We start from the raw sequence: 19,588 nt of genomic DNA on the forward strand, positions 1-19,588 counted from the left end.
CCGCCCGGTGCTTACCAGGCCGCCACCGGGGCCGGGGGGGAGGCCGGCGGGGCGGCAAAGGCGGCCGCCACCGCGAAGGTCGCGCGCGACGCCGCCGCCGACGCCCAGCGCGCCGCGGACGCCGTCGACCACGCGGTCACCGCGGTGATCAATGCGGTGGACGCGGCCAAGTCCGCCGCCAGCGCGGGGGCGAACGCGGCCGCGGCCGCCGATGCCGCCGCCCAGGCCGGCGGGTACTCGCAGGCCGCCGGCGCCCAGGCCGAGCGTGCGAAGGCCGCTGCGGCCAAGGCACGTGCGGCGGCCGCCACCGCGACCAGCGCCGCCAACTCCGCCGAGGCCCTCGCCAGGCGCGCGGCCACTGCCGCGCAACAGGCCAAGGCAGCGGCCCAGGACGCCGCCCGCCACGCCAACAACGCCGCTCAAGCGGCCGAGGAGGCCGCGGCGCACGCCGGTCAGGCGGCCGGCGACGCCAATCAGGCCACCCTCCACGCCCAGGCCGCGGTGGCCGCGGCGAACACCGCGTCCGACGCCGCGGCCGCGGCCCGCCAGGTCGAGGAGACCGCGCGCGCCGCGGAGGCCGCTCAGCTGGCGGCGGAGAAGGACAAGAAGATCCAGCAGGCCCAGGAGGTGAAGAAGCAGTACGACGAGCGCGGGGCCCAGGACCGCGAGGACCGGGCCGAGGCGGCGCGCGTCGATGCCGAGACCAAGAAGCTGCTGACCGATGCCGTGGCCCCCGGCACCGACCCGGCCACCGCCGTGCGGATGGGCCGTCAGGCCGCCGTCAGCCTCTTCTCCGACGGTGGCCCCTGGACCAGCCAGGCCGCCAAGGACGCGCTCACCGGCTCCGACGGCGACGTGCTGGAGTGGCTCAAGCAGCGCCGGGCCCTCGCCGCCGAGCACGACGACCTGTCCCGTGTCGCCCACCTCGCCGAGTCCACCAACCCACGGCTGCGCACCGCGGCCCTCGCCGCGGTGAACGGGTCGCCGCAGGACATCCAGGCCTTCCTCAACGGAGGCCAGGACGCAGCAATGGCCGAGGACTACCGGGTCGAGATCCTGCGGATCATCAGCCAGGGCGGCCGGGCCGTCAAGGAGGCCGGCAGCAGGGCCGTCGACGCCAACACGCCCGCGGCGTTCCACCAGTTCCTCGACACCGACCAGTACCGCGCCCGGGAGGAGGACGACCGGGTGACGGCGCTCACGCTGACCGCGGGCGGCGGTCCCCAGCTGACGGCCTCCGCCCAGGTCGCTCTGGCCGGCGCGCCCACGCAGTTGCGCAACTTCGTCGCCGTGGCCCAGTACCGAGCCGCCGAGCAGGACCAGCAGAGCGCCGTCCACGCCGCCGACATCCAGCGGATCGTGGCCGACGCCTCGAACACCGCCGCCATCGCCCAGGAGACGGCGGCGACCGCGACCGCGGCGGCGCTGACGGCCCAGGGCGCTGCCGCCGAGGCCCAGAAGTACGCCGACCAGGCCCGCCGGTCCGCCGACGAGGCGAACGGCTACGCGGACCAGGCCCGGCAGTCCTCGGACCGGGCGGACAAGTCGGCCAAGCAGGCCGCGACATCCGCGCAGCAGGCGAAGAGCGCCGAGAAGTCGGCCCGCGCCGATGCCTCGGCCGCGACCAAGTCGGCGGCCTGGGCGTCCTACTCCGCCTCCAAGGCGGCCTCGTACGCGAGCTCCGCCTACGGGTCCGCGACGCAGGCCCGGAACTCGGCGCTGGCCGCGGGCCGTAGCGCCGAGGAGGCGGCGCAGGCCGGCACCGAGGCGATGCGCACCGCGGCCGACAAGATCGCCGCCGAGGAGCGTGCCCGCGCCGCCCAGCAGAGTCAGCCGCCGTCGACGCCGCCCCCGCCGGGCACGGTCTCCGTCGGTGACGCGGACGGTCACGACTACACCAGTGACGAGGACGACCCGAAGAAGCACCCGCCGTTCCACGAGCCGAGCGGCTGGGAGAAGTTCTGGCGCAACCTCGGCAGTCAGGGGCAGCCGGACCCGATGCTGACGATCGTCGGCGGCGCGGAGCTGTGGGCCTGCCACGCCGGGTCGATGTCCTGCGAGCTGTTCAGGTACTGGGAGAAGAAGTCGGGCAAGCCGTTCAACTTCTCGGCGGACCAGATGCGGGACCTCTACACCAACCCGACCATGCAGACCGATCTGAACGAGCGGGCCGCCAAGTACGCGCAGTCCGCGGCGGAGAAGTGCAGCGGCGGGGTCGGTACCACGTGCACGGTGAAGCTCGACTCCAACTGGCTCGGGTTCACCTACAAGTACCCCGGCTCCAAGGACCACATCTTCGCCCTGCACTCCATCCAGTACCGCGTCAGCGGGGACGTGACGGCGACGGTCGTCAGCCCGGGCAAGGTGCGGCTCTCCGGGGACTACCGGTTCGACGTGAAGAAGGAATACAACTTCGACATGGACAAGCCGCCGATCGACGTGTGGGGGATCCCGGTCGACGTGAAGATGCTGGCCCTGGCGCCGAGCCAGGGGTACGCCCGAGACTTCACCGTCCAGGGGAGCTCGACCGGGCACGTCGACACCACCACTGGTTGATCGGCGGATTCGGATCGGGTACCGTCCCGCGAGGCCTTCCTCGCGGGACGGTCCCCGCCCGGGAAAGGACAGTCATGCGAGTACGAAGCGCAGTCGGACCGCACGGTCCCGGACGGCTGGGGCGCGCGGCGGCGGTGGCCGTGAACGTGGTCGTCGCCGTCACCCTCGCGTCCGGCTGCACGGCTGCGGACCCGGATCCGAGGGCGTACCCGGGCACCCCGAAGGGGCAGACCCTCGAAGGGGTCGCGAAGGCGTTCGGGCTGGACCTGCCCGCGTGCGACCTGCAGGGGGTCGGGTTCTCGGGGAGCTCGAAGTACCCCGATCAGAACCTGAACCTGAGTTTCCGGGCGCCGAAGGACTGCGTGGGCCGCTTCCTCTCCGCCCACTCCGTCGACGTCGCCCGGCCCGTCCACTGGACCCCCGGGCAGGGGAACAAGACCGGGTTCGACTCCGAGACCGAGACCCGGAGCTTCGGCTGGTCCTTCGACAAGGCCGTGACCTACGACCTCTTCGTCGACTTCAGGACCTCCACCGGGAGCCGCTTCAGCGTGCTGGCGGACCAGGGGCAGACGGAGCAGACGGTGTACATGGAGTCCCGCTACCTCGGCGGCTCCTGACCGGGGGTCGACCAGCGACTCCTGACCGGGGCCCGTCACCGGGACGCCGCGCGTCCCGGTGACGGGCCCCTGAGCCGCTGAGCAGCTGGTCGCCGAGCCGTGCCCGGCGGTGCCCGGCGCCGGACGTCGGCGGGCCCGACTTCTTCCCGGCCGGGGAGGGGCGCCGGTGCGGCCGCCCGGTCAGAGGCCGCTCCGGCCGGATTCGCCGACGGACCGGGAAGTCCCGTCGGCCCCGGCATTCCCGGCATTCCCGGCATTCCCGGCGGCCTGGGCGGTCTCGATGGCCTCGGCGGCCTGGGCGGCGAGGCCCCTGGCGGCGCGCAGGAGAGTCGCGAAGGACGGCAGCCGTGGCTCGACGTGCGGGCCCACCGCCGCCAGCGCCGCCGCCGCGTGCCGGGCGGCCAGGGCCGGGTCGTCGGCCAGGACGGCCATTCCGCTGCGGATCCGGAGGGTGGCGACGGCGTGCCGTCCGATCAGCGCGGTCTCGGAGCGCGGGCCGAAGACCCGCTCCTGCAGGGGGAGCAGCAGTTCGGCGAGCTTGAGGGCCTGCCGGGTCCGGCCCGCCTCGGCGTAGGCGTTGATCAGGTTGGCGGCGGAGGCCAGCGTGTCCGGATGGTCCCGCCCGAGCACGCGGGCGCGGGCGGTCAGGACCGGTTCGCCGACCTCGATGGCCTCGTCGTTGCGGCCGGCCCGCCGGTAGGAGACCGCCAGGTTGGCCCGGCCGGTGAGGGTCACGGGGTGGTCGGCGCCGAGCACTCGTACCAGGTCGGGCACGGTCCGCTCCTCGATGGCGGTGCCCTCCTCGGCCCGGCCGACGTGCGCGTACGAGGCGGCGAGTTGCATGCGGGACCAGAGCGTGTCCGGGTGTTCGGTGCCCAGCACGCGTTCGCGGGCGGCCAGGACCTCCTGCTGGATGGGGATCGCCTCCGCCGCGCGGCCGGTCTCCCGGTAGGTGTCGGCGAGGTTGGCGCGGGCCGTGAGCGCGTCCGGATGATGGGGGTCGCCGCCGGCGCGGTCCGAGCCGTCGACGCGTTGGATCTCGGTGACGACCCGTTCCTCCAGCGCGAGGGACTCGTCCGTCCGCCCCACCGCGTTGTACGAGACGGCGAGGCCGGCCCGGGCGCTGACGGTGTCCGGATGGCGCGGTCCGAGGGCCCGTTCCCGGCCGGCCAGCACGCGCTCCTTGAGCGCGACGGCGTCATCGTGCAGACCCGCCTGGGCGTACGCGGTGGCGAGCCCGGCGAGGACGGTCAGGGTGTCGGGGTCCTCCGGCCCGCGCAGGACCTGCTGCGCGACCGCGACCTGCTTGAGGAGTCGGGCGGCGTCCACCGCCCGGCCGGCCTCGCGGTAGGCGGCGGCCAGGTTCGTCCGGGCGGTGAGGGCGCGCTGGTCGGCGGTGCCCCGCGTGCGGACGGCCACCCGGACCTCCTCCTCCCAGTGCGCGACGGCGGCCTCGCCCAGTCCGGCGTGGAGGAGGCTCAATCCGGCCTTCTCGCGCAGCAGGTGGCCGGGGAAGTGGTGCAGGTCGTCGCCGACGACACCGTGCAGCACGGCGGTGTTGGCGCGCAGGCTCGCGGCGAGCCGGTGGTCGGCGTGCTCCTGCTCCGGCCACAGCTCGTGGAGCGCCCAGATCACCGCGAGCTGTGGCCACTGCGGTTCGGCGGTGGTGTCGCGGGCGGCGCGGGCGGTCAGCGCGTGGATGGTGATCTCCCGGTGGGCGGGGCGGTGGGTCGGCCCGGACCCCGGGTGGGGGAGGGGGACGCCGGCCGGGAGGTTGGCGATCAGGTTGTAGTTGTGCAGGACGGCGAGCACGGTCAGCGCCTCGTCGGCGCCGACCGGGGCTGGGGCGGGCGGGTCCGGGGCGGTCCCGCCGCGCCGGAACCGGGCGGACCACCGTCCCGAGCGCCGCCCCTTGTGCGGCGGCGGTGCCTCGACGGGGGCCGGTGGGTTCGGCGCGTCCGGGCTCCCGGCCGCGGGCGCGGCCCGCCGCTCGGCCAGGTACTCGGTCGCGGCGCGCGTGGTCCACAGCTCCCGGGGGTGTCCGGCCGGGTCCAGCAGGGCCGCCAGCTGGATCGCCGGGACGGCGAGGCCCTCGGGCTCGGTCCGCTGAGCCGCCTCCAGGGAGATCAGCAGCGCGGTGGCGACCGGCCGCCCGTACAGCTCGGTGTCCGCGTCGGGCGGCAGCATCGCCTCCAGCGTCCGCGTGCGTTCGCGGAACAGGTCCAGGTAGGCGGCGCAGGTGCGGCCCTGGTTGACCATGAACGCGGCGGCGTGCGCGAGGGCGAGCGGCAGCCTTCCGAGGGCCTCGGCGAGCTCCTCGGCCCGGTCGTCGAGCAGGTACGGGAACCCGGCCGAGGCGAGGCGCTCGCCCAGGTAGGCGGCCGCCTCCTCGGGGCTGTAGACGTCCACCGGGACGAGCGCGCGGCCGCCGCCGGAGGCGTGGGCGCCGCGCTGCCGGGTGGTGGCCAGGACCCGGCCGTTGCCCCGGCGCGAGCTTCCCGGCCACAGCGGACCGGTCGCGGTGAAGTCGGTGACGTCGTCGAGCACGACCAGCCAGCTGCGGTCGGTGCTGCTCAGCCAGTTGAGGAAGCGGCGGGCGTTCTGTTCGGCCTCGGCCGGTGCGTCGGTGGCACCGGGTACCTGGACCGCGATCGCCGCGTCGGCGTACGTGGTGAGCACGCCGAGCGGGTCGGCGGCCGCTGCCCAGACGATCAGATCGACGCCTTCGCGCAGCGCCCGGTGGGCGTAGGAGGCGGCGAGCTGGCTCTTGCCCACCCCGCCGCCCCCGGCGAGGACCTGCGTCAGCACCACGGTCTCGTGCCCGGCCCGCGCCTCGTCGACCTTCGCGCGGACGGCGGCCCGCGGCTGGAAGGCACTCGCCAGGATCGGCAGGGCGCCGATCAGCACCGGCCACTGGGGTTCGGGCGGCGGGGCCTCCTGGTGGATGTACGTCCCGGCCTGGATGACGGAGCCGTTCACGGTCGAGTCGATGATCTTGTTGACGACGGCCGAGTGGACGGCGCCAAAACCGTCCGGTTCCGGGCCGGCACCGTCCGGTTCCGTACCGTCGCCCGGGTGTTCCGGCGGTGGCGCCGATTCGATCATGATCTGATCCTCCGTCAATCATTCGACGGGGTCATGATTCCGTGTGGGAGCGCCCTGCGGGAGGAGTTCGGCGGAAGCGGGGGGCGGACCCGCGGGGCGGCACGTACTGGCCGCATCACGGGCCGATCGGCAACGTGTTCCACGAGCCGACGCGGGCGCGTGTCGATGGTCGGCCCGGCCGGTGTGGCCGGCGCGCTGGGGGAAAGCCCGGCCGTTCGTGGCCGGCCCCGCTTCCGTCACGTCGCCCCCTCCACGTGCATCGGCATAACGGCCAAGCCGTGCAAGCCTGTTGGATATGGTGAAGGAACCACTGCGGGACACGGGGGCCTGTCATGTCGCATGGGGACGGAGTCGCACCGTCGGATTGGACGGTGACGGCCTTCTTGCTGATGGAGCGGTTCCGGCGGACCGGCGACCGGCGTGACCTGGACCGGGCGGTCGAGGGGTACCGGACGGCGCTGCGAGAGACGTCGGGCAAGCGGGACGACCGGATCGCAGCGGCGAATCTCCGGGCATGTTTGTGGACCAGATGGTCGTCCTTCGGTGACGACCGCGACCGGGACGATCTGATCGCCTTGTACGACGAGGCGCGGCCCGGTGCGGAAACGGAGCAGGACGCGCTCTTCCTCGGGGTCGCGTTGAGCGACCGCTTTGACAACGAGCATCGACGCGACGACCTGGACGGCGCGATCGGGGCTCTGCGGCGGGCGGTGGAGGCCCCGCTGGAGCCGAGCCGGAACCGGGCGTTCGCGCTGCTGATGCTCGGCACGGGGTTCCGCCGACGGTACGAGGAGGCCGGGGACCAGCAGGACTTGGCGGAGGCGGTGAGCGCGGGGCGCGGAGCGCTGAGCCATGCGGGGCCTGGCGATCCGCTACGACCACGGGTCATGACCGAACTCGCGCTCACCCGCGAGTGCTCCTTCCAACTGACGGGTGACCTCGATCCGTTGAACGAGGCGCTCGTGCTGTTGCGCGCGGCGTTGGTGGACTGCCCGCGCGGGGCGCGCCGTCGTGCGACCGTGCTGGACCACCTCGCACGGATACTGATCACGTGGATCGCGGCCGCACCCGGAGTGCCGGAGTTCGAAGAACTGCTCCGGGTCACCAGGACCGCGCTGGCGGAGGCCCCGGAGAGCGTGGACCATCCGGCTCGGTTGAGGGCGCTGGCCAGGCTGGGCGTGGCGCTGCGGCTGGCCGAAGAACACGGTGGCGGCACGGCGATGCTGCGGGAGGCCGTGGGCCTGTTGCGCGAGGCCGTTCGGCACACCCGGCCGTCGAGCCCGGACCGGGTGGAAAGGCTGAACAGTCTGGGCAATGTCCTGCACCGGCTCGGTCAGCGGACCGGCGACGCGGAACTGCTGGACGAGGCCGTCGAGGTACTGCGGGAGGCGGTGGCCGGGTGTCTGCCCGAGCGGCCCTGGTGCATGCCGAACCTCGCGGTCGCGCTGCGCGAGCGCTATCACCAGACCGGTGACCTGGCCTCGCTGCGTGAGGCCGCCGAGCTGGCTCGGAGATCGGTCGAACTCTTCGAGGCCGGGCGGGAGTCCACCGCCCACCTGGACAACCTGGGGGTGATCCTGCAGACCTGGTACGACCGCACCGGAGAGGAGTGGGCGGCGGCCGAGGCCGTCAAGGTCGCCCGACTGGTGCTGATCCGAACCCCGGAGACCAGCCCGGAATGGAGCGAGCGGGTGAACCACCTCGCCAACGCCCTGGGCAGTCGCCGCGAGGAGCCCGTCGGCCGGGCCGATCTCGACGAGGCGATCCGGCTGCTGACCCGGGCCGCCGAGGCCTTGCCGTACGGTGACCCGGGACTTCCCCGGGTGCTGCACAACCTCAGCACGATGCTCGCGGCCAAGGCGCAGGCCACCGAGGACCGGGCATTGCTGGAGCAGGCGGTCACCACGGCCGGCCGGGCGGTGTGGGCGCCCTCCGAGGGCGAAGCGGCGGACGCGGGTCACCTGTGGACCTACGCGCGCTCCCTGCGGAGCCTGTACGACGTCGCCGGTGATCCGGGCGTGCTGCGGGCGGCCGAGGACGTCTACCGGCAGGTCGCGGAGAACGAGACGGTTCCAGCCGTCCGGCGGATCCGGGCGGCCCGCGACTGGGGCGCCGCCGCCGCGGAGGGACGGCGTTGGTCGGAGGCGACGCGGGCGTTCCGGCTCGCGGTGGATCTGCTCCCGTTCGGCATCACCCAGCGACTGGGGCTCGGTGACCGGGAACACGGCCTCGCGCGGGTCCAGGGGCTGGCCGCCGACGCGGCGGCGTGCGCCGTCAACGCGGGCGACCCGGAGCTCGCCGTTCTGTTGCTGGAGCAGGGCCGGGGCGTACTGCTCTGGCAGGCGATCGCACCGCGCGAGGGGTGGCAGCGCTTGCTCGCCGTGCAGCCGCGACTCGCCGCGCGCTTCCTCCGGTTGCGGGACGAGGTCGAGGCTCTCGACGTTGAGGAGCGGTCGCACACGACCGATGACCGGCATCGGCTGGCTGTCGAGTGGGAACGGCTCGTCGCGCGGATCCGGGCCTTGCCCGGCTTCGCGGACTTCCTGGCAGCGCCGACCCTCTCCAGCCTCCTCTCGTGTGCCGATCGGGGACCGGTGGTGCTCGCGTACTGCAGTTCGTACCGCAGCGACGCGTTGATCCTGCGACCGGAGGGCGTGCTGGTGGTACCGCTGCCGGAAGCCGGTCCGGGAGTGGTCGAACACCAGGTGGCGCGGCTGGAAGGCGCCCTCGCGGCGGCGACCGATCCGGCCGGGGAGCGGAACGCCCAGCAGACCGTCCGGGCTGTGCTGGCCTGGGCGTGGGACCACGTCGCCGGGCCGGTCCTCGCCCGGCTCGGGCTGCTCGACGAGCCACCGGGGGATGACTGGCCCCGGCTGTGGTGGTCGCCGGGCGGTGCGCTCGCCGCGCTGCCGTTGCACGCGGCCGGCCACCACGACGGACGTCGCGCGGTCGTCGACCGGGTGATCTCCTCCTACACGCCGACCGTTCGGGCGCTGGCCTACGCCCGGGCGCGGGCGGCCGATCCGTCGCCGCCGGGCCGCCTGCTGGTGGTGACGCAGCCCGAGACACCCGGAGCCCGCCCGCTGCACGGTGCCCGGCGGGAGGTTGCGAAGCTCGTGAACCTCCTGCCGTTCGATCTGATCACCGGCGAGGACGCGACGACGCTCCGGATCCTGCGGGAGCTGCCCGAGTTCTCGTACGTTCACTTCGCCTGCCACGGAGTGAGTGATCCGGACGATCCGTCGCACGCCCAGCTGTTGGTCCACGACCACCAGCGGCATCCGCTGACGGCCCACCGGGTCTCCCGGCTGGACCTGCCCAGGGCGCGGCTCGCGGTGCTGTCCGCCTGTGTGACCGCGAGGGCTTCCAAACGCCTGGCGGACGAATTCGTGCACATCACCTCGGCGTTCCAGGTGGCCGGTTATCCGCATGTCATCGGAACGCTCTGGCAGGTGCACGACGCGGTGTCCGTGCGGGTGACCGGCAGCTTCTACCGCTTCCTGCGCCGCGGGCGGCCGTCGGAGTTGCCGGGCCTCGATGCGGAACGAAGCGCCGCCGCCCTGCACCACGCCGTCCGTGAGTGCCGCGAGGCCTTCCACGATGTGCCCAGCCTGTGGGCGGCCTACGTGCACTCCGGAGCCTGACGAGGAGCCCGCCTCCGACGGGAGAGAGGAACCGACCCGATATGGCCCGATGGTGGCGAGGCCGCCCGAGGACCTCCGACGAGCCGGCCGGACCGGTGCCCGAGCCGGGGCACGAAGCCGCCGCCGACGCCGAGGCCCATGCCGATGCCGACGCCGAGGCCGATGCCGGGCTTGCGCCGGCAGGCGAGTGGATCCTCACGGTGATCGGACCGGGCGGAACGGAGGAGGAGATCTCCCGGATTCCCGTGTCTCCCGCCCTCTACTACGGGCTGAAGCTCAACGCCGCGCTGCAGCAGCTGGGGCCCGATCACCTGGAGACGCAGGCGGCGCTCCGCGAGTACGCCGTGGTGCTCAGCCACATGGAGGGAGGCCGGGAGGAGGCCCGCGAGCGCCTGATGGACCTGGTGCGGTTGCAAACGCGGACGCTGGGCTACGAGCACGCGGAGACCCTCACCACTGCGGCCACCCTGGCCAGGGTGATCCGGGAGCTCGGAGAGCTGGGGATGGCGGAGGAGGTGTGGAGGAGCGTCTGGACCACCCGGGCCTCGCTCCTCGGCCGTGATCATCCGGACACGCTCGACAGCGCGGCCCACGTGGCCGGCGTCCTGGAGGACCTGCACCGCGTGCCGGAAGCCGCCGCGCTGCGCCGGGACGTGCTGGAGCGCCGCAGACACTCCCTCGGGCCGGACCATCCCGACACCCTGAAGGACGCGAACGAGTACACGGCGTCGCTGTCGAAGGCGGGCCGGTGGGAGGAGGGCGAGAGGGAACTGCGCGATCTGATCGATCGTCTTGAACGGCAGGCGGAGGGTGACCACGACGCCCTTCGCACCGCGCGTGCCAATCTTGGTGCGGTCCTGTGCCGGCTCGGCCGCCTCGACGAGGCGGAGCGGGTGCTGAGCGCGGTTCTGGCGTCGTACGAGGGCACCGGCGGGCTGGGCGACGACGAAACGCTCTCCATCCGCAACAACCTCGCAGCCGTGCTCCACGCGAGGCGCCGCTACGAGGAAGCCGCCGTCGTCCTGCGTGAGGTGGAGGTCAGTACCGTCCGCCGGCACGGCGAAGGTCACCTGAGCACCCTCCAGGCCCGCCACAACCTTGCCAACGTCCTGATCGACGTGGGCAGTCGCCAGGAAGCGGCGGGGCTCCTGAGGACGTGCCTCTCCGGCTACCGGCGGATCCTCGGCCAGGACCACCCACTCGTCCGATCCATCGTCGGACAGCTCGACTGGCTGATCGACGAACTCGCCTGATGCCGGCGACGCGAGTCCACGTCGAGTGGGCCCGCGCGCCGGGACGATGACGCCGGTGTCGCCGGCGTGGGGCTTCCCGCAGCCACCGGGCGACGCCGGCGGCCGGGGGCGGGGGCTGCCCGGCAGTCGGGTTCCGGCGGTCCTTCCGGGCAGGCCGAGCAGGCCGGTTCTACGGCAGGGGTTGCCGAGCAGTGGTGCGGGCGGATTCCATTGCGGTCGCACCACTGCTCGCGCAGGCGATCGAGAGGAACTCCCATGACGCAGGACCGACCGGTCGTCCCGGACGGGGCGGCGCGCATCACGCTGCCCGCACCGCGGACGCCCTCCCCCCGCGAGGCCCCGGCGCTGAACTGGGGCGTCATGGCCCCCGGCGGGATCGCGGCCGCTTTCGTTGAGGCGCTGCAGACGCACACCGGGCAGCGGGTCGCGGCCGTCGGCTCACGCGACGCCGGGCGTGCCCGTGCGTTCGCCGACCGGTTCGGCATCCCCAGGGCCTACGGGAGTTGTGCCGAACTCGTCCAGGACGACGAGGTGGACATCGTCTATGTCGCGTCACCGCACTCGGGTCACTTCGAGCAGGCGATGCGGGCGGTCGAGGCGGGCCGGCACGTCCTCGTGGAGAAGGCGTTCACGCGCAATGCCCGTGAGGCCGAGGAGTTGATCGAAGCGGCCCGCAAGCGCGGGGTGTTCCTCATGGAGGCGATGTGGACGCGCTTCCTGCCCCACATCGACGTGGTCCGCCAGGTGCTCGCTGCCGGCCTGCTCGGGGAGGTGCACACCGTCTTCGCCGACCACGGGCAGTCGATGGAGCCCGACCCGGCGCACCGCCTCTTCGCTCCGGAGCTCGCGGGCGGGGCGCTGCTGGATCTCGGTGTCTACCCGGTCTCCTTCGCCTCCATGGTGCTCGGGCCGTTCGCCTCGGTCACCGCGGTGGGCACGAAGGCCTTCACCGGGGTCGACGGCCAGGCATCGATCGTCGTCACCGGCGGCTCCGGAGCGCACGGTGTGCTGAACACGTCGCTCTTCGCCGTTACCCCGACCACGGCGTCGATCTCGGGGACGCGGGGTCGTCTGGAGATCGACGGGCCGTTCTACGGGTCCGCCCGGGTGCGTCTCATCGGCCGGGACAACACGCCGATCGACACGTTCGTCCCCGTGCAACGCCACGGGGGCCTGAGCTACCAGGCCGCCGAAGCGGCCCGGTGCATCGGCGCCGGCCGGCTGGAGTCCGACCTGATGCCGCTCTCCGAGACGCTGGACATCATGCGTGTCCTGGACGGTGTCCGCCGCGACCTGGGTGTTGTCTTCCCCGGGGAGTGACCCGGCCCGGCGGGGGCGTCCCGCTCATCTCGGACACGGGCTACCCGGCGCGTCCTCGCGCCGGCCGCCCGAATCCGGCACGGCAACCGGATCGGAGCACCGGTCACCCGCTCAGTGATCGCATTCGATCACTGAGCACATCAGACTCATCCAGCCGGGCCGAAGGAGTGGTGATCCGTCCAGGTGCCCCGCAGGTCAGGGCACCGGCATCGACATGTAGACCGCACGCCGCCCGTAGGACGCGGGGACGGCCACCTCCCGGTGCGCGCGGTAGCCGATGAGCCGCAGCAGGATGTCCGCCCCGCGTACCGCGACCATCGAGATCCGCTCGAAGCCCAGCTCCACCGCCCGGGCCTGGAAGTACCGCATGAACCCCAGGGCGACCTCCCGGCCGCGCAGGTCCTCGGCGATCACCAGGTCGTGCACGTGCAGGTTGCCCGAATCGAACACGGCGTCCTCCGCCCGGGCGAGGTCCGGGCAGCGCAGCGGCGGGTACGGCAGGCTCAGCAGGTAGCCGCGGACCGTGCCGCGCTGCTCCAGCACGAAGCAGGTCTCCGGCGAGCCGAGGGCGCGGGACTGCAGCGCCTCCCGGCCCTCCGACAGGCCGTCGGCGGCGTAGGCGTCGTGTTCCAGCGCGACCACGGCGTCCCAGTCGTCGTCGGTCAGCTGCCGTATCAGGATGTCCTCGCTCACCCGGCCGCCCCGTCCACGCCGGGGCGCAGCCCCTCCGCGCGGGCGGCGGCCGCCATCCCCGCCCAGGCGTCGATCAGCACCGCCCAGCGCTCGGCGTCCTCCTTGGCCTCGTCCAGGAGCTGCTGCCGCCGCCCGGCCACCACGTCCGCGAGCTCGGCGTACTTGCCGCCCAGCTTGCGGTAGGAGCGGTCCAGGACGTCCAGGCAGTGCTCGTTCCCGGCCCGGTCCCAGTCGACGCTGCCCCGCACCAGGTCGAGGATCGGCTCGACCTTCAGCCCGTGCCGCTCGTCCAGCAGCCCGCGGCCGAGGTCGATCATCCCGCCGTAGACCGGGTACAGGTACAGCATCGAGAGCAGGAACTTGACGAACCGCAGCTGGTAGGAGACGAAGCCGGCGCCGATGCGGCGCTCGGGCGTGTAGTAGTTGACGATGTGGCGGTTGTGGACGACGCCGGGCAGCCGGGCGTGGACCAGGGCGTGCAGCAGGGCGTAGTCGCTGCCGATGGTCTCGGTCGAGGGCAGCAGCGGCAGCACCTCGTAGGCCCGGTGGTCCAGGGCGACGTTGCACATGTAGACGTCCCAGATGTCGGGCACGCCGAGGACGGAGTCGTCGGTGCCGAACGTCTCGGAGCCGGCGCCCTTGAAGGAGACGTCCACCATCGCGTCCTTCTCCTCCTCCGACCACACCGGCGGGGCCCACAGGCGCACCACCTCGCGGTAGACGGCCGGGTCCAGCTCGTGGATCTCGCCGATGTCCACGTTGAGTTCGCCGATGAAGGAGCCGCTGACCAGCATCACCGGCTTGTCCGCGTCGGCCGGGTCGAGTTCGGAGCGGGACACGCCGGCCACCGCCTCGCCGGCCGGCCGGCCGATCGAGAGCAGCTCCTGGTGGATCGGGAACATCTTCCGACCGTCGACGACCTGGAAGTCGAAGTCGTCGTTGCGCAGGTGCGCCGAGGTGCAGCCCAGGGCGGCCGCGCCCAGGAAGAGCCGGTTGACGCAGGAACCGTACGCGACGGCCTGCGGGAGCATCAGGTCGAGCAGCAGCTCGGGGTCGGGAGCGCCGGAGCGCACGGCCACCCGGTGCAGGAACTCCCGCTGCTGCGTGTTGCCGAGGTGGTGGACGAACACGCCGGGAGTGGGGGCGAGCGAGGCCACGGCGTCCGCGTTCTTCGCGAAACCGGCGGCGTCGGTGGTGTCGAGGACGAGGAGGTGCACCTCGACCCCGAAGGTCGCGACGGCGTAGGCCGCCTCCTCGGCGAGGTCCACGATGGTGTCGGGGCAGGGACGCATGGTGGGCAGGGCGAGGCAGACTCGTTGCATGGGGTGGGATTCTCCGTCTGATCGTCAGATTCGTTACGGCAGTTGCCAGTTGAGTGAAGTGGAGGTGTCCTGGACGGCGACTCCGACCGGCCCGTCGCGCCACCATGGACCAGACCACTCGCGATGTCAAAGAGCTGCGGCGGGGCTGGGTGGAGGTGGAACGCACTTCCTCCGAAGGGAAGTTGATGCCGCCGTCCATCGACGCGACACCGCCGATCGTCCGGGCCGTCTCGACCGGAGGTCCCGGATCGGGATCGGGTGGGCGCATTCTTCGGCGCCGGCCCGGGCTTCGTCGAGTCGGCGGACGTTCTGCGCCCGGTCGCCGCCGGCGCCGCGCTCGACGCGTTCGGCGGTCGTCTCGACGCTTACGCGCTGAAGTCCGTGGAGGAGCTCCCCGCCGGCCTCGGCCTGGTCGGTGAAGGTGGTGTCGTCCGTGGGGTCCAGGATCAGGAGGCGGACCTCCACACCGAAGTTCCCCGCCGCGTGCGCGGCCTCCTTGTCAATGGCCGCGATCGTCGCGGGACGGACCCGGCCGGCCGGCAGAGCCCAACAGGTTCTGCGCATGCGGGCGTCTCCAATCGATCGTCAGATCCATCTGCCCGTCCGAGGGCCAAGGCGCGGCAATGTCGCAGGCTCACTCAAAGCTACGGTGAAGTAGGGAAGTTGAGGGAGTCGGTGAGTCCCGAGCGGCGTCGGTTCCGGGGCGCGGGGCTCCGCCGGACTCCTGCGGATGACCTTGCTTCACCACGGTGGACTAGACCAACTTCGGTGTCAACGGGATGCTTTCAGGGATCGGGCGGCGCACGCCGACATTGCCCGATCGGGCAGGCGTCGCTGCCCTCGCACGGACTTCGGCGGGGCTCGCGATGCAGTCCGCGCAGCGGGTGGTGACATGGTGGACATCGCCGCCGGCCACCAGACGATCACTCCGCTGATCTCGTTCACCGTCGGCCAGTCGATCCCGGGCACCGCCTGCCCGCTGACCGTGACCCGCCTGTCGGCCAGCCCCTACCCGGGCGATCCCAACAACGGCACGATGACCCTGCTCTGCACCGCCGACACCTCCGGCAAGGTCACCTGCACCTGACGGTCCGGAGCGGCAGGGGATCAGGTGTCCGCCGACCCCCGGCCCCTTCGGGGGTCGGCGGACACCCGGAAGCGGACCCGCCGTGTCGGGGTCCAGGAACGCGAACGGCGGACCGGGCCGCCGTTCGCGCGGGGGATCACCAGCTGCTGATCTGGACGGTGTCCCCGTAGTCGCCGCCCTGGCGGACGGAGACCTGGACGCGGGCGGACCGGTCGGTGAAGCTCTGGCCCGGGCGGTGGGCGGCCAGGTCGAGCGGGCTGCACCCCGGTGGCGGCGTGGCGCCCGGGTTGCCGTTGATCACCCGGACCGGGCCGTCGCCGGTCCGGACGGAGGTGTCGACGCGGTAGATCAGCACGCCGGTCGAGCAGGGGTTCGGGTCGGTGTAGGCGGCCCGGCGGGACTCGACGACGTACGCGGTGGTGGCACCGGTGCGGATCACCCCGATCTTGGTGCCGCCGATGTACTCCACCGCCGTGAGATCGATGTCGGTCCAGCCGGGGCCGGGGAGGCAGACGATTCGGCTGTCGTCGATCCAGCCCAGTTTCCACAGTTCCCAGCCCAGGTACTGCGGTGCTCGGCCGCCGACCTTGCCCATCAGGTCCCAGCCGCCGACGTAGGCGTGCTGGTCGGTGCCGGTGAAGGCGTAGAGGTCGGGCAGGCCGAAGGTGTGGCCGGTCTCGTGGTCGGCGATCTTCGGGCCCCAGTACCACATGTCCTGACCGAAGGTCACCGCCCACCTGATACGGGTGCCGCCCGCGGTCACACCCGCGGTCGTGGGGTCGTAGACGTAGGTGGGCGTGAAGCTGATCGCCGAGGCGGACTTCGGCGGGACGACGTACACCAGGTCGTACCGGGAGAAGTCGGTGTACGGCGCGGCGGCCTGCACGGCGTCGCGCACGTACGCCTCGTGCTGCTCGAAGCCGATGCCGCGCTGGAAGCCGTACGAGGTGGAGGGCTGCGGCATGCGCAGCCAGCGGTCCAGCGGGCTGATGGCCAGCCAGGTGCGGCCGTAGGAGGCCTGCCACATCCAGTCTGCGGCGGGGGTGAGCTGGGCGGTGTAGGGCTGGGTGGGGCCGTCGGCGGGGGCGTCGGGGAAGTCGACGAAGAGCGTGAGCACGCGTTTGGTGCCGAGTGGCTGCTGGAAGCGGACGCGGTCGGTGTCGTGGCCCTCGTCGGTCCAGCCGGTGGTGCCGGCGAGGGCGCAGGCGGAGGCCGGGGCCGGGAGGGTGGCGGCGACGGCCGGGCGGGCGGGGGCGACGAGCAGGACGAGCACGCCGACGAGGGCGAGCAGAGCGGCCGGCGGGCGGAGCGTTCTGGTGGAGGCTCGCAAGAGGGATCTCGAGGGGGGCTCGCACAGTGGTGTTCCTCCTGGGGACGAGGGGGAGGGGGAAGGCCCGGCCGGGGAGCGGAGAGCCCCCGGCCGGGCCGGGTCGCGCCGTGCGGACGCGGGTGGTGGGGCTCCCGAACGGCCGCCCGCACGGCGCGGGCTCAGGGTGTGCCCGAGGACCGGGCGGTCAGCCGGTCCGGGTGACCGTCACGGTGTCGGAGAGCGGGCCCTGGTCGCCGACCTCGATCCGTACGCCGGTGGCGGGGTCGGTGAAGGACTCGCCGGCGCGGTGGGCCGCCATGTCGAGCGGCCGGCAGCCCGGGGGCGGCGTGGCCTCCGGGTGGCTGTTGATCACCCGGACCGGGCCGTCGCCGGTCCGGACGGAGGTGTCGACGTGGTAGATCAGGACACCGGACGAGCACGCGGACGCGTCGCCGCCGACGGCGCGGCGGGACTCGGCGACGTACGCCGTGGTCTCGCCGGTGCGGACCACCGCGATCTTGGTGCCGCCGGGGCGTTCGACCGCCCGCAGGTGGACCGTGCGGCTGCCGGTGGTGGACAGGCAGGCGACCTGGCGGTCGTCGATCCACCCCAGCTTCCAGCGCTCCCAGCCGAGATGCTGCGGCGCTGGACCCGAGATGAGGCCCATCACGTCCCAGCCGCCGACATGGCGGTGGGCGTCGGTGCCGTCGAAGGCGTAGAGGTCGGGCAGGCCGAAGGTGTGCGAGGTCTCGTGGGCGGCGACCTTGGGGCCCCAGTGGTACATGTCCTGGCCGAAGGTGACCGCCCATTTGATCCGCGTGCCGCCCGCCACGATGCCGGGGGCGGTCGGGTCGTACAGGTAGGTGGGCGAGAAGGTGATGGCGGAGGCCGATCTGGTCGGGACGATGTAGAGCAGGTCGTACCGGGAGAAGTCGACGTCCGGGCCGGCGGCCTCGACGGCCTGGCGCACGTACGCCTCGTGCTGTTCGAAGCCGATGCCGCGCTGGAAGCCGTAGGAGCCGGAATCCTGCGGCAGGTGGAGCCAGCGGTTGAGCGGGGTGATGGCGAGGCGGGTGCGGCCGTAGGATTCCTGCCTCATCCAGTCGGCGGCCGGGGCGAGTTGGTGGTAGTAGTCGCCGAATTCGCCGGTGGCCGGGGCGTCGGGGAAGTCGACGAAGAGCATCAGCACGTGCTTGGTGCCGAGCGGCTGCTGGAACTGCGTGCGGTCGGTGTCGTGGCCCTCGTCGGTCCAGCCGGTTCGGCCGGGCAGGGCGCAGGCGGCGGCGGGAGCGGTGGGGGAGGACGCGCTGGGGGAGGGGGACGCGGCGGCGACCAGCGGGAGGGCCAGCGCCAGGGCACCGGCGAGCAGGCGGGGGTTCAACACGGTTCTCCCATCGGGGGTTTGCTCAGGCCCGGCCGGAGGCCAGGTCCATCAGACGCGCGAGGACCCGCCCATCGGAGGTGGTCACACCGTCGTGCTCCCACTCGTTGGTGACCCAGGTGCGCAGGCCGCCGACCGCGCGGGCGGTGCGCAGGGACAGGTCGGCGTCCACGTACATGTCGTCGTGGTAGACGGCGGCGGCCACCGGGACCGGGTTGGCGGCGAGCCGGGCCGGGTCGTACAGCTCGGGCCAGTCGGTGCGTGCGGCGAGCAGGTCGGCGGCCTCGGCGAACGGGCGCAGGCCGGCGACCTCCCGGAACATCCAGGGGTAGATCATCTCGCCGGTGAGCATGAGCGGGTCGGCGTCCTCGGCGAACGCGGGGTGGGCGGCCAGGGCGCGTTCGGCGGCCCAGCCGGTGGCGGTGGCGCCGCGGCCGTAGATGGACTCCTGGAGGACGGCGAAGAGCGGGTTGTCGGTGAAGGAGGTCAGCTGCATGACCTGGTGGAGGAAGGTGGCGGTGGGGGCGCCGTCGGCGCCGAGGGCTTCGTCGAGCAGCCAGTGCAGACGGGCGGAGCCGTCGCCCATGCCGAGCATGAGGCCGAGGGTGCGCAGGCGGCGTGCGGTGAGCCGGTCGCCGTCCGGGAGGTGGACCGGGTGGCGGTCGAGCAGGTCCGCGAGGTGTCGCAGCAGCGGGCGGTCGCCGGGGTGGCGGAGGTAGTGGGAGGTGAGCCGCTCGCGCACCCGGGGATAGGTGGCGGCGTACACGTCGTCGGCGGTGGCGTCGAGGCCGGGCAGGCCGCCCGTGATGTAGCAGGCGCGCAGGCCCGCCGGCGCGAAGGAGAGGTAGCTGAGGGTGACGAAGCCGCCGTAGCTCTGGCCGAGCGTCTCCCAGGGTCGGTCACCGCACAGTTGGCGTCTGATCAGTTCGGCGTCGGCGACGATCGAGTCGGCCCGGTGCAGCGCCAGGTGATCGGCGAGGCGGTGGGCCGGGCCGAGGTCGGCCGCCGCGCGGGCGGTGACGGGGGTGGAGCGGCCGGTGCCGCGCTGGTCGAGCAGCAGTACCCGGTGGGTCTTCAGGGCGTGGTCGAGCCAGCCGCCGGTGTTCACCGGGCGCGGTGACTTCCCTCCCGGCCCGCCCTGGAGGTAGAGCAGCCACGGCAGTCGGTGCCCGGCGCGAACCGGGTCGGCCAGCTCGCGGGCGAAGACCTCGATGGTTGCGCCGCCCGGGTCGGCGTGGTCGAGCGGGACGGTGAAGGCGTGGTCGGTCACCGCGAGCCCGGGCAGGCGGTGTCTGGTCAGG

12 protein-coding genes and 1 pseudogene are annotated in these 19,588 nt (G+C 73.1%); 6 read left to right on the forward strand and 7 right to left on the reverse strand.

Translation table 11 applies throughout. The annotated features are described in order from the left end of the window. Both ACFVYI_RS12945 and ACFVYI_RS12950 read left to right on the forward strand, forming a co-directional pair. A pseudogene (locus ACFVYI_RS12945) lies at positions 1 to 2,556 on the forward strand (hypothetical protein); the annotation flags it as partial. A gap of 74 nt (positions 2,557 to 2,630) precedes the next feature. Beyond that, positions 2,631 to 3,173, forward strand: coding sequence for a hypothetical protein (locus ACFVYI_RS12950; protein WP_387884256.1), 543 nt, complete (start codon positions 2,631 to 2,633; stop codon positions 3,171 to 3,173). A 180-nt stretch (positions 3,174 to 3,353) separates the two neighbouring features. Here ACFVYI_RS12950 and ACFVYI_RS12955 read toward each other — a convergent pair whose 3' ends face one another. Then, a complete protein-coding gene (locus ACFVYI_RS12955) occupies positions 3,354 to 6,278 on the reverse strand; it encodes a tetratricopeptide repeat protein (RefSeq protein ID WP_387884259.1) in 2,925 nt (974 codons plus the stop codon). 371 nt (positions 6,279 to 6,649) lie between these two features. Between ACFVYI_RS12955 and ACFVYI_RS12960 the strand changes: the two genes are divergently transcribed. The 3 genes from ACFVYI_RS12960 (at position 6,650) to ACFVYI_RS12970 (ending at position 12,495) form a co-directional block, all read left to right on the forward strand. Continuing rightward, on the forward strand, positions 6,650 to 9,922 hold the full coding sequence (locus ACFVYI_RS12960; protein WP_387884262.1) for a CHAT domain-containing protein: 3,273 nt from the start codon (positions 6,650 to 6,652) through the stop codon (positions 9,920 to 9,922). Between the two features lie 41 nt (positions 9,923 to 9,963). After that, positions 9,964 to 11,175 carry a tetratricopeptide repeat protein gene (locus ACFVYI_RS12965; RefSeq protein WP_387884263.1) on the forward strand — a complete coding sequence of 404 codons (1,212 nt, stop codon included), beginning with the start codon at positions 9,964 to 9,966 and terminating at the stop codon, positions 11,173 to 11,175. A 255-nt stretch (positions 11,176 to 11,430) separates the two neighbouring features. Further along, positions 11,431 to 12,495, forward strand: a complete 1,065-nt coding sequence (locus tag ACFVYI_RS12970) for a Gfo/Idh/MocA family protein (RefSeq protein ID WP_387884266.1) — start codon at positions 11,431 to 11,433, stop codon at positions 12,493 to 12,495. 195 nt (positions 12,496 to 12,690) lie between these two features. Here the strand turns inward: ACFVYI_RS12970 and ACFVYI_RS12975 are convergent, their stop codons facing one another. From ACFVYI_RS12975 to ACFVYI_RS12985, 3 genes are all read right to left on the reverse strand, one after another. After that, on the reverse strand, positions 12,691 to 13,188 hold the full coding sequence (locus ACFVYI_RS12975) for a GNAT family N-acetyltransferase (protein ID WP_387884268.1): 498 nt from the start codon (positions 13,186 to 13,188) through the stop codon (positions 12,691 to 12,693). Then, a complete protein-coding gene (locus tag ACFVYI_RS12980) occupies positions 13,185 to 14,510 on the reverse strand; it encodes a DUF6271 family protein (RefSeq protein WP_387884270.1) in 1,326 nt (441 codons plus the stop codon). Before ACFVYI_RS12980 ends, ACFVYI_RS12975 begins: the two co-directional genes overlap by 4 nt. Positions 14,511 to 14,636: 126 nt before the next feature. Continuing rightward, the gene (locus ACFVYI_RS12985; RefSeq protein ID WP_387884273.1) at positions 14,637 to 15,074 is read right to left on the reverse strand and encodes a DUF6271 family protein; all 438 of its coding nucleotides are present in this window, start codon (positions 15,072 to 15,074) and stop codon (positions 14,637 to 14,639) included. A gap of 328 nt (positions 15,075 to 15,402) precedes the next feature. On the opposite strand from ACFVYI_RS12985, the gene ACFVYI_RS12990 reads away from it, so the two are divergent. Then, positions 15,403 to 15,597 (forward strand): hypothetical protein, encoded by a 195-nt coding sequence (locus ACFVYI_RS12990; RefSeq protein ID WP_387884276.1) that lies wholly within the window; start codon positions 15,403 to 15,405, stop codon positions 15,595 to 15,597. A gap of 136 nt (positions 15,598 to 15,733) precedes the next feature. Here ACFVYI_RS12990 and ACFVYI_RS12995 read toward each other — a convergent pair whose 3' ends face one another. The 3 genes from ACFVYI_RS12995 to ACFVYI_RS13005 form a co-directional block, all read right to left on the reverse strand. Then, positions 15,734 to 16,927, reverse strand: a complete 1,194-nt coding sequence (locus ACFVYI_RS12995; RefSeq protein WP_387884278.1) for a M6 family metalloprotease domain-containing protein — start codon at positions 16,925 to 16,927, stop codon at positions 15,734 to 15,736. 184 nt (positions 16,928 to 17,111) lie between these two features. Further along, entirely contained in the window at positions 17,112 to 18,290 is a 1,179-nt protein-coding gene (locus ACFVYI_RS13000; protein ID WP_387884279.1) for a M6 family metalloprotease domain-containing protein, read from the reverse strand. A gap of 22 nt (positions 18,291 to 18,312) precedes the next feature. Beyond that, a complete protein-coding gene (locus ACFVYI_RS13005) occupies positions 18,313 to 19,587 on the reverse strand; it encodes an alpha/beta fold hydrolase (RefSeq protein ID WP_387884512.1) in 1,275 nt (424 codons plus the stop codon). Between the last annotated feature and the right edge of the window lies 1 nt (position 19,588).

Origin of the sequence: Kitasatospora sp. NPDC058218 (genome assembly GCF_042882445.1) — a bacterium.
Classification (GTDB): Bacteria; Actinomycetota; Actinomycetes; order Streptomycetales; family Streptomycetaceae; genus Kitasatospora.

Excerpts from the sequence above, each read along its gene's own strand:
- ACFVYI_RS12980 (WP_387884270.1), bottom strand. The coding sequence starts at position 14,510 with ATGCAACGAGTCTGCCTCGCCCTGCCCACCATGCGTCCCTGCCCCGAC.
- ACFVYI_RS12990 (WP_387884276.1), top strand. The coding sequence starts at position 15,403 with ATGGTGGACATCGCCGCCGGCCACCAGACGATCACTCCGCTGATCTCG.
- ACFVYI_RS12970 (WP_387884266.1), top strand. The coding sequence starts at position 11,431 with ATGACGCAGGACCGACCGGTCGTCCCGGACGGGGCGGCGCGCATCACG.
- ACFVYI_RS12955 (WP_387884259.1), bottom strand. The coding sequence starts at position 6,278 with ATGATCGAATCGGCGCCACCGCCGGAACACCCGGGCGACGGTACGGAA.
- ACFVYI_RS12965 (WP_387884263.1), top strand. The coding sequence starts at position 9,964 with ATGGCCCGATGGTGGCGAGGCCGCCCGAGGACCTCCGACGAGCCGGCC.
- ACFVYI_RS12985 (WP_387884273.1), bottom strand. The coding sequence starts at position 15,074 with ATGCGCAGAACCTGTTGGGCTCTGCCGGCCGGCCGGGTCCGTCCCGCG.
- ACFVYI_RS12950 (WP_387884256.1), top strand. The coding sequence starts at position 2,631 with ATGCGAGTACGAAGCGCAGTCGGACCGCACGGTCCCGGACGGCTGGGG.